This window comes from Pseudomonas fuscovaginae SE-1 (genome assembly GCF_000364705.1).
GTDB lineage: Bacteria > Pseudomonadota > Gammaproteobacteria > Pseudomonadales > Pseudomonadaceae > Aquipseudomonas > Aquipseudomonas fuscovaginae_A.
Window position 1 is genome coordinate 1 of sequence record NZ_AQOH01000137.1, and the last position, 15,423, is coordinate 15,423.

Here is a 15,423-nt window from a genome sequence, read left to right on the forward strand (position 1 = left end):
TAGGTCAGGCTTTCGTCCTGATACACCAGGGCCACGGCATCCGGACGCTCGGCCGCGCGGGCCTCGAACTGCTGGTGGATCGTCTGTGCCTGGGCAAACTGCTGCTGCCCGGCATTCCAGGCCTGCAACTGCAGGGCATCGGTCGCATTGAGCACGGAGAACGCGCGCACGGGCAACCGCGCATTGGCCAGCCCCTGGTCCAGCACATGCTGCAGACGCTCGGCCATCGGCTCGATCTCGTCGGCCTGAAAATACGCCTCGTTGTAGATGTAGTGCAACCGGGATTCATTGTCGTGGAGGTTGGTGCGCAGGTGGATGGCCAGCGGCGTCTGTTCGTGATCGTTCGAGGACTTGTACACCCGGGCGTGCGCCTGGCCGAAGTGGATCAGGTAATGGTGCGGTTCGTAGGAGAATGTCAGGTCGAACAGTCGCTGCCGGTCGGTACGGCGCAGTTCCAGCAAACGGTTGAGATCGCTGAGCGGGAAACGCTGGTAGCGGTAATCCTGCTTGACCGCCCGACAGATGCCCTGCACCAACTCGGCAAACGACAACTCGTCACCAAACCTCAGACGCACCGCGCTGAGTTGGGTAAACAGCCCCAGGGTCTTCTTGAACTTGGCATTGGAGCGGTTGAGGATCGGCACGCCGACCACCAGCTCGTCGCGCGCGTGAATCCGGGTGAAGTAGACATACAGTACCGCCAGCAGGACGTGGAAGCGTGAGGCCTGCAGGCTGTGGGCCAGTTCGTCGATACTGATGTCGAAGTGCCGGGCAAAACCGCAGGTGAAATGACCGCTGCGGATCGGCCCTTCGCCTTGGGCCTGGAGGTGGCTTGGGGGCAACAGGGGTTCGGGGAGGTCGTTGTACTTTTCCAGCCAGTAGGCCTGGTCGTGGGCGAAACGCGGCGACTGGCGGTAAGCATGGTCGTCCTCGATGAAGTCGACATAGGACGGCGCGGTCAGATCGGGCGCATGCTCATCGAGCAGTGCGTTGTAGATCTGACCGAGAGAGGCGAAGAGCGCATCGATACCCCAGCCATCGAGCACGATATGGTGGGCATGGATGACAAAGTAATAGCGCTGCTCTTCGACCCTGAGCAAATGGAGGCGGAACAACGGGCCGCCGCGCATTTCGAAGGGCGTCTCGATCTGACGTTGCATCCAGCGCTGAGCTGCCTGCGGAGGATCCGCCTCGCCTCGCAGGTCGATCGGCGCCACGCACATCGGCAGTGTTTCGGCAAAGGACTGCAGCGGCACGCCCTCCTCGTCGCGCCGGTCGAGCAGGACCATGCGCAAGGCATCGTGCTTTTGCATCAGCAGGTCCACCGACCGCTGGAACAGTTCGGGATCGAGGTGCCCCTCGATATCCAGATGGCCGCCGATGTTGTACAGCGGCGAATCGCCTTGAGTCATCTGGTCCAGCCAGATATTGCGTTGGGCAGCGGTCAGAGCAAACGCCATACATTTCTTCTCGCAAAGGATCGGCCTCACCACGACGAAAAGGTGGCGATAGCTGGAAGTTGAGTGGGGGCCAGGGGCGGTCTCGCCCAGCCTGGCGAAACCGTGTCCCCGGAAGCGTCAGGAAACGCCGGAATTCAGGCGCGCTTACCCTGCACCGCACACTTCACGTCGGAGACAATGTGTCCGTCCACCAACTTGATGATGCGATCGGCCAGCTGGAAGTACTGGTCATCGTGGGTGATGATCAGGACCGTCTTGCCACGGCGCTTGAGGTCCGGCAGCAGTTCTTCGTAGAAGAAACGCTTGAACGGCGGATCCTGGTCCGCAGCCCATTCATCCAGCAGGTAGATCGGTCGATCCTCCATGTAGGCGCAGACCAGGGCCAAGCGCTTCTGCTGCCCGTAGGACAGGGCCTTGGTGGTCGAGTAACCCATCCCTTCGATGCTGATCTTGTCGGCCAGACCCAGGGTCGCCAGGTATTTCTGTGCCAGTTCCGTGCTGGCATCCTCCTGCTCGTCAGGGCCGATCAGGCGGTTGAACAACTGGAAGTCGGAGAACACCGCGGAGAACAGGTCACGGTAGTGGTTGCGCGAGGTATCGGTGATCGCCTTGCCATCGAGCAACACCTGCCCTTCCTGGGGGATGTACAGCCCGCTGAGCACCTTGGCCAGTGTGCTCTTGCCGCAGCCGTTGCCACCGACGATGTAGATCAGCTCACCGGCCTGTACGGTCAGGTCGATGGGCCCCAGGGCAAAACCCGAGCCGCTGATCGGATCCACGTAGTTCATGCGCACGCCCTGCAACTGGATACTGTTCCAGTCCTTCTTGTTGTGATCCAGGAACAGCACATTGGCGGTTTCGCTGGCAAGGGCTTCCGGCTCGGGATGCGGGTCATTGATGGAGAAGCCGAACTCCGCCAGGCGGGCACTGGCGACTCGGCCCTGGGCCAGCATCGGCATCGCGCTGACCAGCAGCGACAGCGGGCCCATGATGTACAGCACCGCCAGCACACTGGCGCTCATGGTCTTGCTGTCGATCGCTCCAGCCAGGGGGGCAATGAACAACAGGCAACCGATCAGCAGCGACAAGGTCAGTTGCCCGACGTTGTCGGCGGCGGTGTACCAGAGCCGTTCGAAATAGTTGTAGCGGGCGACCTTGGTCGAGGATTCCTCGATCGCCGAGCGGCTGAACCAGCGCCGGCGGATGCCGTTCAGCTTGAGTTCCTTGAGACCGAACACCAGGGCGTGGGTGTATTCGTTGAACGCGGTGTACTCGTCGCGCACCTTGCGGGTGACGTTCATGCCCCCCATGAAAAAGCCCATATAGAGCAAGACCCCCAGCACGATCAGGCCCATGGTCAGTGCGAACACGACCCAGGACAGAGACGCCAGGTAGGCGATACCGAACAGAAACACCGCCGTTTCCACCAGCACCGTCGGCATGATCACCAGGGTGCTGTTCAATTGCGGAATATCGTTGGTGAGCATCGTCAGGACGTTCGGCGCCCCCCGCCGGTCGACCTCCTCAAGGGGCGTCACCAGGATCTTGCGGCACAGGGCAATACGCAGACGGGTCATGATGCGCATGCTGGCATAGGCGGGAAACAGCGCGGCGCCGTTACGGAACAGCAACGCCACCAGGCTCAGGCCGACGAACCAGTACACCGACTGCCATTGAAAGCGTTCCTCGTGAATCGCCTGGTTGATCACGTTGATCACCGCGATAGAGGCCACACCGCTGATGACACCAGTCAACAGGGTCATCAGGGTCAGCCAGGGGTGGTTGCGCCAGAGCAGCCGCATGACCGAGCCGGGTTTGGCCGTTTTCTCTTGCCCGTTGTTCATTGGTGACAGTCCTTGAATGCTGGGGCCCGCTCGCCGGCCGGCCGTTGAAAGTCCCGGGAGACCCGGTGTGGGGGGCGTTCAGGCGGGCTTCCAGACATCGTCCCGGGCGGTCATTTCACCCATGGCGACGACGATCAGCCGAGGTTCTTCGTAGGGGTCGCGGGCATGAGCGGCGAGCATGTTGTCCAGCATCACCACATCGCCCTTGCGCCAGTCGAAACGTACCGCGCAATCCTCGTAGGCATCGCCGATCAGAGCCATGACCGAGTCCTCGATCGGTGAACCGTCGCCATAGCTGACCAGCCGTGGCAGGCGGTCGGCACCGAACATGTCCAGCAGATCCTCGCGCATTTCCTCGCCCAGGCAGAACGGGTGGTGCAACTGCACCTGGTTGAAGAAGCAACGTTCGCCGGTGAACGGGTGGGTGATTACCGCCGGACACTGGGTGCGGATCTGCAGGGTATCGGCGTCGAGCCACTCGAAATCGGTGCCCCGCTCGCGGCAGCGCTGTTCGACGACATCACGTGAGGGGGTGCCGAAGAACGATTCCCAGCTCGGTTCGACACCGGAGGTAAAAGTGCGGCTGTACATCAATCCCTTGCGCTCGAAGCGCTCGACCACTTCGGCCGGCAGGCGCCCGAGCACCTGCCGGATGTCCGCCAGCGGCGTTGCCCCTCCGACCCGCGAAGGTTGTTCGCAGAAGAACCACTGCTTGCGCGGCCAGCTCTCCAGGTGCGAGCTTTCGTTGTGATAAAGGATCATCTCGCGCTCCGGATAGGGCGTGGAACGATAGACATTGCGCCCACCCTCCTTCTTCGGCAGGTCGCCATAACTGCCATGCAGGCCGGGCGACAGCGCTTCGGCGAAGGTTTCGAAGGCCGCGACCGAGCCCAGGTCGAAGCCGCGGAACAACAGCGCCCCGTACTGGCACAGCAACGCCTCGATCGCCTCGCGCTGCGTGGATGCCCACAACGCCGGATCCAGGCCGGCCGCGACGGGTTCGATCACCACCGGCAGGCTCATGCCCGGGGCCAGGAAGGACAGGCGCACCAATGGGTCACCGACCCCGTCGGGCCAGGTCGGCGAACTCGGCATTTCGTCAGCGGTGAAAACCGGCGCAGCGTTAGCTTGAAGACTCATGAAACACTCCTGGACCACAGCCCCTCACATCCACGTTGTATGGCGCGAGACCTGATCGGCCCCACTGCCGCGCAAGGATAAGAACACCGATGGCGGGGAGCTGTCTGTCACTGCAAACCGGGACAGGCGCCGCGCATGCCGCCCGTGACGGTTTTGTCCCCATTTCCCGCGACAGACGCCGGCGACTGCTCAGTGCTGAAATGCGGCCACTGCGGATCGTCCCGGCTCTTTCGCAACGGGTCCCCAGGCCGCAGGGACGTCTCAAGTGCAGCGCAACTCGTCAAGGCGCCAATGCGCTGCACCTGGTTATTACACAGGAGCGTAAGTCATGCCGATCAAGAACACTGGCGAATCGGTCAACACCGCGCCAGCCCCCCTCACGTCCGGTGCTTTCCTGCATGAGCTGTTCGGTGCGCGGGCACGTGAGTTTCCCGAGCGAACGGCGGTATCCGACGCCACTCGGACATTGAGCTATGCGCAACTCGACGCGCTGTCGTCGAAGCTCGCGGCGCGCCTGCGCCATGAAGGCGTGAAGGATGGCATGCGTGTCGGCATGTACCTGCCACGCAGCGTCGATCTGGTCATCGGCCTGCTGGGCATCCTCAAGGCCGGCGGCACCTATGTTCCGGTCGACCCGCAATATCCGGGCAAGCGTGTCGAGCATATCGTGCGCGACAGCGGCCTGACCCTGATGCTCGGCGACACCGCGAATCCGCCACCGACCACCGGCTTGCGCGTGCTTCCCCTGGACCGACTGCTGTCCGCTCCTGAGCTGGAACCGAGCGCCGAGATCGATCGCCGCGATCCGGACCAGGCGATCGCCTACATCATCTACACCTCCGGCTCCACCGGCGAGCCCAAGGGCGTACAGGTTGCCCACGGCAACGTCAGCCGCCTGCTGGAAAGCACGCAACGCGTCTATGGCTTCAATGCCCAGGACGTCTGGTCGATGTTCCACTCCATCGGTTTCGACTTCTCGGTCTGGGAAATCTGGGGCGCCCTGGCCCATGGCGGTCAGGTCAGCGTGGTGCCGTATGACGTTTCCCGCTCTCCGGCCGCCCTGCGTCAATGGCTATCCGACCAGCGTGTGACCGTGCTCAGCCAGACGCCTTCGGCCTTCCGCGGTCTCGACGAGGCCGACCGTGGCAGCAACACACCCCTGGCCCTGCGCTATGTGGTGTTCGGCGGAGAAGCGCTGCCGGCCACCGTGCTACGCCCCTGGGTTGCGCGTCATGGCGACCGGAAGCCGGCGCTGATCAACATGTACGGCATCACCGAAGCGACCGTTCACACCACTTTCAAGCGCGTGCTGGGCCAGGATCTGGAAACCGGCGCGATCGTCTCCATCGGCAGGCCGCTGGACGGCTGGCGCCTGCACCTGCTCGATGCCAACCAGGCAGCGGTGGCCCCGGGCACGACCGGCGAGCTGTATATCGAAGGCGCCGGCGTGGCCCAGGGCTACCTGAACCGCGCCACCCTCAACGCCGAACGGTTCATCCAGTTGCCCGGCACCTCGACCCGCGTCTACCGCACCGGTGACCTGCTGACCCTGGGAGACGACGGCGAGTACCGTTACGCCGGCCGTTGCGACGAGCAACTGAAAATCAGCGGTTTCCGCATCGAACCGGGCGAAATCGAAGCCTGCCTGCAAAACAGCCCTCACGTGGCGGCCGCCCATGTCGGCGCGCACGACTATGGCGATGGCGACCTGCGCCTGGTGGCCTATGTGGTCCCCAGCCAGGGGCCAGGCGCCTGGACCGAGCGAATCCGTGGCGAAGTCACCGCCCTGGTGAACAGCAGCCTGCCGGATTACATGCGCCCCTCGACCTACCTGGCCCTGGCGCAGTTGCCGGTGACCGACCATGGCAAGATCGACAGGCAGCGACTGCCCTCGCCGACCGACGCTGTCACCCCGGTCGGCGCGGCCGGCACTGCGCAGCTCAACGAGGTCGAGCAGTTCGTGCTCAAGGTATGGAACGAAGACCTGGGCCTGAAGAACATCGGCCTGAACGACGACTTCTTCGATTTCGGTGGTACCTCCCTGGCCCTGATCCGCTCGCTGAACAAGCTCAAGACCCACTTCCAGATCAGTCTCGATCCCGGCGTGCTGGCGAATGGCGCGACCGCCAAGGTGTTGGCCGACTACATCTCGCGCACGCAACTGGCTCCCGAGCAGTTCGTGCTCAAGGTGTGGAGCGAGGACCTGGGCCTGAAGAACATCGGCCTCAATGACGACTTCTTCGATTTCGGCGGCACCTCCCTGGCCCTGATCCGCTCGCTGAACAAACTCAAGACTCACTTCCAGATCAGCCTCGACCCCGGTGTCCTGGCGAACGGCGCGACCGCCAAGGTCCTGGCCGACTACATCTCCCGCAACCTTGTTCAAGCCCATTGACCAAAAGGAAAGACCCGTGAGCAAAAAATTCGCCCTGACCCCGGAAGAACGCGCCTCGTTCGAAAAGAACGGTTTCATCGGCCCATTCGACGCCTATTCGCCGGAAGAAATGAAAGAGGCCTGGAAGCGCACCCGCCTGCGCATGCTCGACCGTAGCGCGGCGGCCTACCAGGACCTGGATGCCATCTCCGCCGGCACCAACATCGCCAACTACGACCGCCACCTGGATGACGACTTCCTGGCCGACCACATCTGCCGCGCGCAGATCTGCGACCGCGTCGAAAGCATCCTCGGCCCGGACGTGCTGTGCTGGCGCACCGAGTTCTTCCCCAAGTACCCAGGCGATGAAGGCACCGACTGGCACCAGGCCGACACCTTCGCCAACGCCTCCGGCAAGCCACAGATCCTCTGGCCGGAACACGAGGACTTCGGCGGCACCATCACCGTCTGGACCGCGTTCACCGACGCCACCATCGCCAACGGTTGCCTGCAGTTCATCCCCGGCACCCAGAACAGCATGAACTACGACGAAACCAAGCGCATGAGCTACGACCCCGAGGCCAACAACAGCTCGGTGGTCAAGGACGGCGTACGTCGCGGTTTCTTCGGCTACGACTATCGCCAGTTGCAGATCGACGAGAACTTCAAGCCCGACGAATCCGCCGCCGTGCCGATGGTGATGAAAGCCGGCCAGTTCATCATTTTCTGGTCGACCCTGATGCACGCCTCCTACCCGCACAACGGTGAGTCCCAGGAAATGCGCATGGGCTTCGCATCGCGCTATGTGCCGTCGTTCGTGAAGATCTACCCGGACTCCGATCACATCGAGGAATACGGCGGTCGCATCAGCCTGGAGAAATACGGCGCGGTACAGGTGGTCGGTAACAAGACACCGGACTACAACCGCCTCGTGACCCATACCACCCGCGGCAAGAAATTCGAAGTGGCCTGATCCCTGACAGCCTGACGACAGTTGGCCTGCGCAATGTGCCTACAGGAGTTGAAATCCATGACTATTTCCACCGACGCGACGTTGCGCCTGTGCGAGACCGTGAGGATGCTTAGGCACCTTGCCATCCACCTGCCCGATCCCGTTTGCCTGAGCTTTCTCGCCCACGACGATGGCCCGCTCCCCGAGCAGGCATCGCCCAGCGTCAGAGCCACGGAACGCGCGGTCAACGCCGCCTTTGCGCGGATCGGCGTGCATGCCTTGCAGTACCTGCACGGTGGCGAGGCCCAACTGTCGTCCTTCGAATACTTTATCAGCCGCAAGATCTGCGAGGCGCTCGACTACCGCTACGATCACTTCGATGATGATGAAGGGAACGCGGCATTCAGGCGGGCGCTCAAGTATTTCGACTTCAGCGGTGCGGTGTCGCACATCGAGACACTGCACCTGACCACCCACGACAACGTCTCCCTGTCGGTCTACGCCAGCACCCACCGGGAGCGTCCGGCAATCGTCCTCGCCCTGCCCTGCGGCATGCCCTTCGACCTTTGTCGCGACTGGTTCGACGCGCTGAGCGAACGCTTCTTCGTGGTCACCTGGGAGACCCGCGGGCTGTTCGGCGCCTGCGATTCCTTCGACGGTATCGCCGTGGACACCGAGGCCCAGGTCGCCGATCTGATCAGCGTGATGAATCACTACGAACTGCCGACCGCGCACCTGATGGGCATCTGCGGCGGCGCGGTGATCGCCCTCAGTGCCGCCGCGGCCCACGGCGACCGGGTCAGCTCCCTGAGCCTGTGGCATGGCGACTACAACCTGGGCGACGACAACCTGCGCACCGCTCATCAGCAGAACTTCGAGTGGCTGATGGAAGCCGCGGCCCAGAACCGCCACGAGGCCAGCGACCTGCAGACAATGTTCCTCGACCAGGCGACGCTGGCCACCACACCGGAGCCGATCGCCCATGTCGCGCTCTATCCCTACGTCAACCCGGAGCTGTTCTATCGCTATGCACGACTGAACGATGCCTTGAACAAGACCGAGCTGGCCGCGCAGCTGGCGCGGATCGCGGTACCGACCCTGGTGGTCGCCGGCGACGCCGATGCCACTACGCATATCGGTGGTTCGCGCCACATCGCCGCCTCGATCGAGGAGGCCACCCTGCATGTGGAACGCAATGGCAGCCACCTGGCATTCTTCGAGTCCACCCACCTGGCCAGGCAGACCGCCTTCAACTTCCTGGAAGAAGTCCTCCAGCCGACTTTCGCCTGACGGTTGCGGGCAGATGACACAAAGGGGGCTTGCGCCCCCTTCTTCATTCCTGCGACCGGCGACGGCAAAAGCGGCCCGCTGACGCGGACCGCCGCGTGCGCTATCAGGCGGCAATCATGTTCATTTCACGATGGAACTCGAGGTACAGAACGGTACGGAAATCCCGCGAGGCATTGACTGCGAAGTGATCGAGCGAACCGTCGAAGATCACCAGGTTGCCGTTGGTGCTCTGGTTGAAGTGGCCATTGACGTTGAGGTAGGCGTAGTTGCCGGTGACGGGTGCATCGATGGTCAGTTGCATGTGCAGCAGCCCTTCCTCCCAGGTGCCGGTGTGGGCATGGGTGCCCAGGAACACGTTGGGTTCCATGCGCAACAGGGCACAGAGCTTGACCCCGGGAATCTGGGTCAGCAGTTCGATGGTTTCCGGCATCGCCTCACGAGCATAGGGAATCGGCGTGTCGTAGGCCATCAGGCCGTACTGGGTCCACTCGGGCATCACTTCCATGTTGTCGCCCCAGCCCCAGATCCAGCCGTACTGGCCCCCGGCAGCCATGTGTTCGTCGACTTCGTTGACGATATCGGTGATCTGCTTGCCGACTCGGTTGATGGTCAGGGTCGGCGCATTCAGGGCGAGAAATTCCTTGCGGATCACTTCCCAGTTGTTGGCCAGGTGCTGAAGCTTGGGGAAGTGGCTGGGATCATAAAATGACGGACGCATAGGTCCTCCTCTATCGATTGTTGTCAGCTCGGATGGCGATATGGGCGCAGTCCTGACGACTGGCGAGAGCCTGCAAAGGTTGACCCAGCCCCCCGGGTCTGTCTGTCACGGGAATCTGGTACAACAGGCCCGCCGCGCGGCCTTGAGTGCTTTTTCACAGGGCGCTGGCCCGCACCGGATCATCCGTCGGCGGGGGTGTCGCCCCGGCCTGCGCGCCCTCCATGCGGCGTATCGGTCCGTAGAGCAGCCCGCCCAGGGACAACAGCGCGAAGAGCACGCCGGTGACCACGAACAGCAGGCCGACACCGCGCCCCTCGCCGGTGCCCAGCCAACCGCCGATCGAGCCGACATACTCGCCGCCCGGCGACAACGCCGGCTGAAACCAGTGGTCCACCAGCCAGCCGCCGACAAAGATCGCCAGGCTGGTGCAGGCGATCGCCAGCATGTTGATCAGGGCGAAGACGCTGGCCCGGTTATCCGCGGGAATGCGGTTCATCCACATTGCACTGACCCCGGCGTCGGCGACGCTGGCCGCCAGGATCGCGCAGAAGGCCAGGGCACAATAGGCCACGGTCTGCGAAGCCAGCCCAAGGACAATCAGGCAGATCGACAGCAGCAGGTCGGCCACCGTCGCCATCACCATCAGGCGCCGCGGGCTGCCCATGATCACCAGCAACCCGGCACCGGCCAGGCCTCCCAGGCCTGCCCAGGTGTAGGTCAGCCCCAGGGCCTGAGTACCCAGGCTGGACATCAGCAACGGCGTGATCATCACCGTCGCCAGCGACACCAGGGCGGTGCGCAGCGTGGAATAGACCAGCAGCCCGGTCATCAAGCGCACACCGGAGAAGAACTTCAGGGCCGCGCCGACATTGTCCAGCGCTCCCCGCAGTACCGGGCCTCGTTCGCTGGTCCCGTGACTCGCGGGGGCCCGGCGCAGATGGGAAAACGCCTTGACCACCAGCAAGGTGCCGGCGCAGTAGGTCAGCAGGTCCACCACCAGGATGGTCAGCAACCCGGTCTTGGCCATGATCAGCCCCGCCAGCAACGGTACCACCAGGGTCGAGGCATTCTTGCTGATGCCGATCAGGCCCGACGCCCGGGTGAACTTGTCGGGCGCCACCAGCATGTTGACCGATGCCTGGTAGGCCGGCTTGCGAAAGGCGGCGAGAATCGACGCCAGGCCGTTGAACAGGTACAGGTGCAACGGCTCCAGCCTGTCGAGCCAGAGCAGCCCCATGACGCCCAGGAGCAGCAGCGCCAGGCTCAGGTCGCAACAAACGATGATCGCCCGATGACTGACCCGGTCGGCCAGGCCGCCGGCCAGCGGCAGGAACAGGACCGCCGGCAGGGTCGCGGCCAACACCACATTGGCGAAGGCCACCGCCGAGCCGGTGTGGGAGTAGACCCAGACACCGAGGGCGAACTCCATCAGCGCCGCCCCCACCACCACCAGGGATTCACCCGCCCAGAGGAAATAGAAACCGCGCCCCAGGTCGAATGGCCGTCGCCGGCTGGCGCGACTCATGAGCGCTTGTCGCCGGGTACGAACCAGCGGTTCAGCCTGTCCACCAGGCGCCACGCCAGGGAATAGGCCACCGCGCCGACCACCAGGGGCGCGAAACGCGAGAACAGGTAGGTGCGCAGTACCCGCCGGGCAATCGGCGAGCGGATATCGCCACTGACGTGCAGTGGCGTGCGGAAGGTCGCCGCCACGGTGGCACCGAACTCGTCATCCACCGACTGCACCGCATGCCACCAGTAGACCGGGATGTACAGTGCATCGCCGGGCTCCACCACGGCGCGCAGGGCCCGCAGGTTGCGCATGCCGGGAAACCGTCGGGTATCGATGTCGTAGAGGTAGCCGGCCTGCTCGATCACCGGCCGCAGCGCGCGCCAACTGGTCTCGTCCGGTGGCAACAGAAGCACCTCCTTGGCACCGACCACCTGGGCCATGAAGGTCTCGTCGATGACATGGAAGTGCCAGTCGGTATAGGAGTTGCGGTACAGGAAGCTGCGGTGGGCCGGGTAATGCAACGACTTCGACAGCTCCGGCATGAACGGCAGGCCACCGACGTCATCCTTCATCGCCTCGATCGCCGAGCCTTCGGAGAAACGGCAACTGTCGGCCACCAGCGGGTCGCGGCCGCGGCCCAGGCTGTCGAGAAAGTCGTGGAAGGGCATGTCCCGGTAGACCGTATTGGCGTACTCGGTCAGCTCGGCCTTGACGCCGGGATTGGACCAGCCGATGACCTCCGAGACGATCTGCGAACGGACGACCACCGGGTTGTTGCGCGAGTGCGCCTTGAAGTAGTCCAGTTGCTGCCATTTGCGGAACGCCGGCCAGTGGCGCACGGCGTTTTTCACCAGGCACGGTCGGTTGCGGTCGACGTAGTGTCGGGTGAACGCCTCCCGGGTAATCGTGAAGGCATCGATCACGTCGACAGGACCGGCCTGAGTATGATTGGGAAAACGCGAAAGACTCCAGAACTTCGACTCAGGACGGTTCACTTCGGCAATCGATGACATGGTGCGACCCTCGCAAGAACACTCAGGCCCGTTGATATAACAGAGTCACGCACACGCGCCCAAACGCACCGAGGGCCGCCCCGCCCGATTGTCCCTGCTTCCCATGACAGACATCCCCCGGTGGATGCTCTAGCTTTTTTCCCACGCTTTCCTTCGTCCCGCCGACTGGCAGTAGAGCCTGCGCGCCGTGCTGTCCTTCGCTCGGAGACGAGCCCACTGATTTCTGCAAACAGGTGCTCCGAAATGGATTCGTCGACCGAAAAGCTGTCCGCGCAAACCAGCGTGTCCCACGAACTGGCGTCGGTCCAGCAGGGTATCTGGCTCGATCAGATCGCACACCCCGACCTGCCCTACTACAACATCGGCATGTCCCTGGAGATCCGTGGCGAGATCGATATCCCGCTGTTCGAGAAAGCCATCGAAATGGTCGCCAACCGCAACGACACCCTGCGCCTGAGCTTCAGCCACGAGGGTGGCACCGGCCGCCAGCGGGTCTTGCCCGAGGTCAAGGTCAAGCTCGAGGTGGTGGAGTTTTCCGAGGCCGAAGACGATGCCGGCCTGGCCATGGAGTATCTGCGCGAAGCCTTTCGCAAACCGTTCGAATCCCTCACCGGCCAACTCTGGGAAGCGCGCATGGTGCGTTGCGGACCCCAGCGCCATTACTGGCTCAACCGCTACCATCACCTGGTCACCGACGGCATTGGCGTGGCGCTGATCGGGCATGCGGTGGGTGCGGCCTACAACAGTCTGCTGGCCGGCAACGAAGAGGTCGCCGAAGGCCCCTCCTACCTGTCGTTCCTCGAAGAGGACCGCGCCTACCTGCAGTCCTCGCGCTACGAGCGCGACCGGCAGTTCTGGCAGGAAGTCTACGCGCAACTGCCACCGCCGCTGTTGCAGCGCCGCGCCGACTTCAAGGCCGGCAAGGCCAACGAGCTGGCGCCCAGCGCCCAGGTCCAGGCGATGCTGCCGCGCCCCCTGTACAACGCCCTGACGCAGTTCGCCAGCGAGCGCAGCCTGTCGGTGGCCCATGTGCTGATCAGCGTGGTCGGCACCTATTTCTGCCGCACCGTGGGAGTCGATGAAATCGTCATCGGCATGCCCGTGCACAACCGCACCACCGCCCGCCAGAAAGCCACCGCCGGCATGTTTTCCTCGGTCAGCCCGATTCGCCTGGCGGTCGACCCGCAAGGTTCGCTGCTGGACCTGATGAACGCCGCCGGCGCGCAACTGCGTCGTTGCTATCGCCACCAGCGTTTCCCCATCGCCGAGCTCAACCGCACCCTGCGCCTGGCCCAGACCGGGCGCAGGCAATTGTTCGACGTTTCGCTGTCGTTCGAAAGCCTCGACGGCGACGACCAGTTCGGGGGCACCTCGTCGCGGGTGATCACCATGGACAACGGCTACGAGCAGACGCCGATGGCTATTTTCGTCCGCGACTACCATCCGTACGAAGACGTGCACCTGGACTTCAACTTCAACACGGCCTACTACAGCCTCGAAGAGGCCCAACGCCTGCAACAGCGCATGTTCGCCATGCTCGAGGCGGTGCTGGAGCAGCATGACACCCCCGTGGCGCACTTCCCGCTGATGGGCGAGGAGGAGCGCCGGCAACTGCAGGTGGGTTTCAACGATACCGCCCGCGCCTATCCGCGTGACGTGCTGATCCACCAGTTGGTCGAACAGCAGGCCATCCAGCGTCCGAACGCCTGTGCCGTACGCGGCGACAGCGGGCCGCTGCTCAGCTACGAACAGCTCAACCAGCGTGCCAACCGGCTTGCCCATCGGCTGATCGGACTGGGCGTGGAACCCGATGCCCGGGTGGCCGTCAGCCTGCGCCGTGGCCCGGAGATGGTCGTTGCCCTGCTCGGCATTCTCAAGGCCGGCGGTGCCTATGTGCCGGTCGATCCGGACCTGCCGAGTGCCCGCCAGGCCTACATGCTCGAAGACAGCGCGCCACGTACCGTGCTCACGACCCAGGCGCTCAGTGCCGAACTGCCGGCCCTGAACGTGCCGGTGCTGCTGCTCGACGACGCCGCCGACAGCGCGCAACTGGCGGCACAGCCAAGCTTCAACCCGGATCCCCGGGCCCTCGGCCTGCGGCCGAACCACCTGGCCTACGTGCTCTACACCTCGGGCTCCACCGGAACGCCGAAGGGGGTGATGAACGAACACCTGGGCGTGGTCAACCGCCTGCTCTGGGCCCGCGACGAATATGCCGTCGACAGCAGCGACCGGGTGCTGCAGAAGACCCCGTTCGGCTTCGACGTATCGGTCTGGGAGTTCTTCCTGCCGCTGCTCGCCGGCGCCGAACTGGTCATGGCCCGTCCGGGCGGTCATCAGGAGCCCGACTACCTGGCCCGGGTGATCCGCGAGGCCGGCATCACCCTGCTGCACTTCGTGCCGTCGATGCTCGATCTGTTCCTGGAGCATCGCGCCAACCGCGACTTCCCCGACCTGCGCCGGGTGCTGTGCAGCGGCGAGGCCCTGCCCCGTGGCCTGCAGCGACGCTTCGAACAACAACTGACAGGGGTCGAACTGCACAACCTCTATGGCCCGACCGAAGCAGCCATCGACGTCACCGCCTGGCAGTGCCGCCCTGGCGACCCGGGCGAAAGCGTGCCGATCGGTCGCCCCATCGCCAATATCCGGATGCATGTGCTCGATGCACTGGGCCAGGTACAACCGCTGGGCGTGGCCGGTGAATTGCACATCGGCGGCATCGGTGTGGCCCGCGGCTACCTGAACCAGCCAGAACTGACGGCCGAGCGCTTCGTCGCCGACCCGTTCTCCGACGATCCCCAGGCGCGCCTGTACAAGACCGGCGATCTGGGCCGCTGGCTGGCCAACGGTGCCCTGGAGTATCTGGGGCGTAACGACTTCCAGGTGAAGATCCGCGGCCTGCGCATCGAAATCGGCGAAGTCGAGGCGGCCTTGGCCCTGTGTGCAGGGGTTCGCGAGGTGGTGGTGGTCGCCCGTGAAGACGAGCCCGACCAGGCGGAAAGCAAGCGTCTGGTGGCCTACCTGTGCGGCGAGCCGGTGCCTGCCGAACAACTGCGCGGCGAACTGCTCAAGCATCTGCCCGAATACATGGTGCCCAGTGCCTTCGTGCATCTGGACAA

The 15,423-nt window shown here is 63.9% G+C and carries 10 protein-coding genes; 4 read left to right on the forward strand and 6 right to left on the reverse strand.

Going from position 1 to position 15,423, the window contains the following annotated elements; genetic code table 11:
* From K675_RS30775 to K675_RS0113780, 3 genes are all read right to left on the reverse strand, one after another.
* Positions 1–1,460 (reverse strand): condensation domain-containing protein (locus K675_RS30775; RefSeq protein WP_037006489.1); only part of this gene is annotated, 1,460 nt, incomplete at its 3' end.
* Between the two features lie 134 nt (positions 1,461–1,594).
* Positions 1,595–3,304 (reverse strand): cyclic peptide export ABC transporter, encoded by a 1,710-nt coding sequence (locus K675_RS0113775; RefSeq protein WP_017904093.1) that lies wholly within the window; start codon positions 3,302–3,304, stop codon positions 1,595–1,597.
* A 78-nt stretch (positions 3,305–3,382) separates the two neighbouring features.
* Entirely contained in the window at positions 3,383–4,444 is a 1,062-nt protein-coding gene (locus tag K675_RS0113780) for a TauD/TfdA family dioxygenase (protein WP_017904094.1), read from the reverse strand.
* 328 nt (positions 4,445–4,772) lie between these two features.
* On the opposite strand from K675_RS0113780, the gene K675_RS0113785 reads away from it, so the two are divergent.
* Genes K675_RS0113785 through syrC form a run of 3 tightly spaced genes read left to right on the forward strand, consistent with a single transcriptional unit; the run spans position 4,773 to position 9,060 of the window.
* Positions 4,773–6,839 carry an amino acid adenylation domain-containing protein gene (locus K675_RS0113785; protein WP_017904095.1) on the forward strand — a complete coding sequence of 689 codons (2,067 nt, stop codon included), beginning with the start codon at positions 4,773–4,775 and terminating at the stop codon, positions 6,837–6,839.
* 16 nt (positions 6,840–6,855) lie between these two features.
* Positions 6,856–7,791, forward strand: coding sequence for a syringomycin E biosynthesis L-threonyl-[L-threonyl-carrier protein] 4-chlorinase SyrB2 (gene syrB2, locus K675_RS0113790; RefSeq protein WP_017904096.1), 936 nt, complete (start codon positions 6,856–6,858; stop codon positions 7,789–7,791).
* A gap of 57 nt (positions 7,792–7,848) precedes the next feature.
* Positions 7,849–9,060 carry a syringomycin E biosynthesis aminoacyltransferase SyrC gene (gene syrC, locus K675_RS0113795; RefSeq protein WP_017904097.1) on the forward strand — a complete coding sequence of 404 codons (1,212 nt, stop codon included), beginning with the start codon at positions 7,849–7,851 and terminating at the stop codon, positions 9,058–9,060.
* A gap of 103 nt (positions 9,061–9,163) precedes the next feature.
* Here the strand turns inward: syrC and K675_RS0113800 are convergent, their stop codons facing one another.
* The 3 genes from K675_RS0113800 to K675_RS0113810 form a co-directional block, all read right to left on the reverse strand.
* Positions 9,164–9,778 (reverse strand): aspartyl/asparaginyl beta-hydroxylase domain-containing protein, encoded by a 615-nt coding sequence (locus tag K675_RS0113800; protein ID WP_017904098.1) that lies wholly within the window; start codon positions 9,776–9,778, stop codon positions 9,164–9,166.
* Positions 9,779–9,932: 154 nt separating this feature from the next.
* Positions 9,933–11,303 carry an MFS transporter gene (locus K675_RS0113805; protein WP_017904099.1) on the reverse strand — a complete coding sequence of 457 codons (1,371 nt, stop codon included), beginning with the start codon at positions 11,301–11,303 and terminating at the stop codon, positions 9,933–9,935.
* The gene (locus tag K675_RS0113810) at positions 11,300–12,304 is read right to left on the reverse strand and encodes a cupin-like domain-containing protein (protein ID WP_017904100.1); all 1,005 of its coding nucleotides are present in this window, start codon (positions 12,302–12,304) and stop codon (positions 11,300–11,302) included. Before K675_RS0113810 ends, K675_RS0113805 begins: the two co-directional genes overlap by 4 nt.
* 243 nt (positions 12,305–12,547) lie before the next feature.
* On the opposite strand from K675_RS0113810, the gene K675_RS30780 reads away from it, so the two are divergent.
* A partial coding sequence (locus K675_RS30780; RefSeq protein WP_017904101.1) for a non-ribosomal peptide synthetase occupies positions 12,548–15,423 on the forward strand: 2,876 nt, incomplete at its 3' end.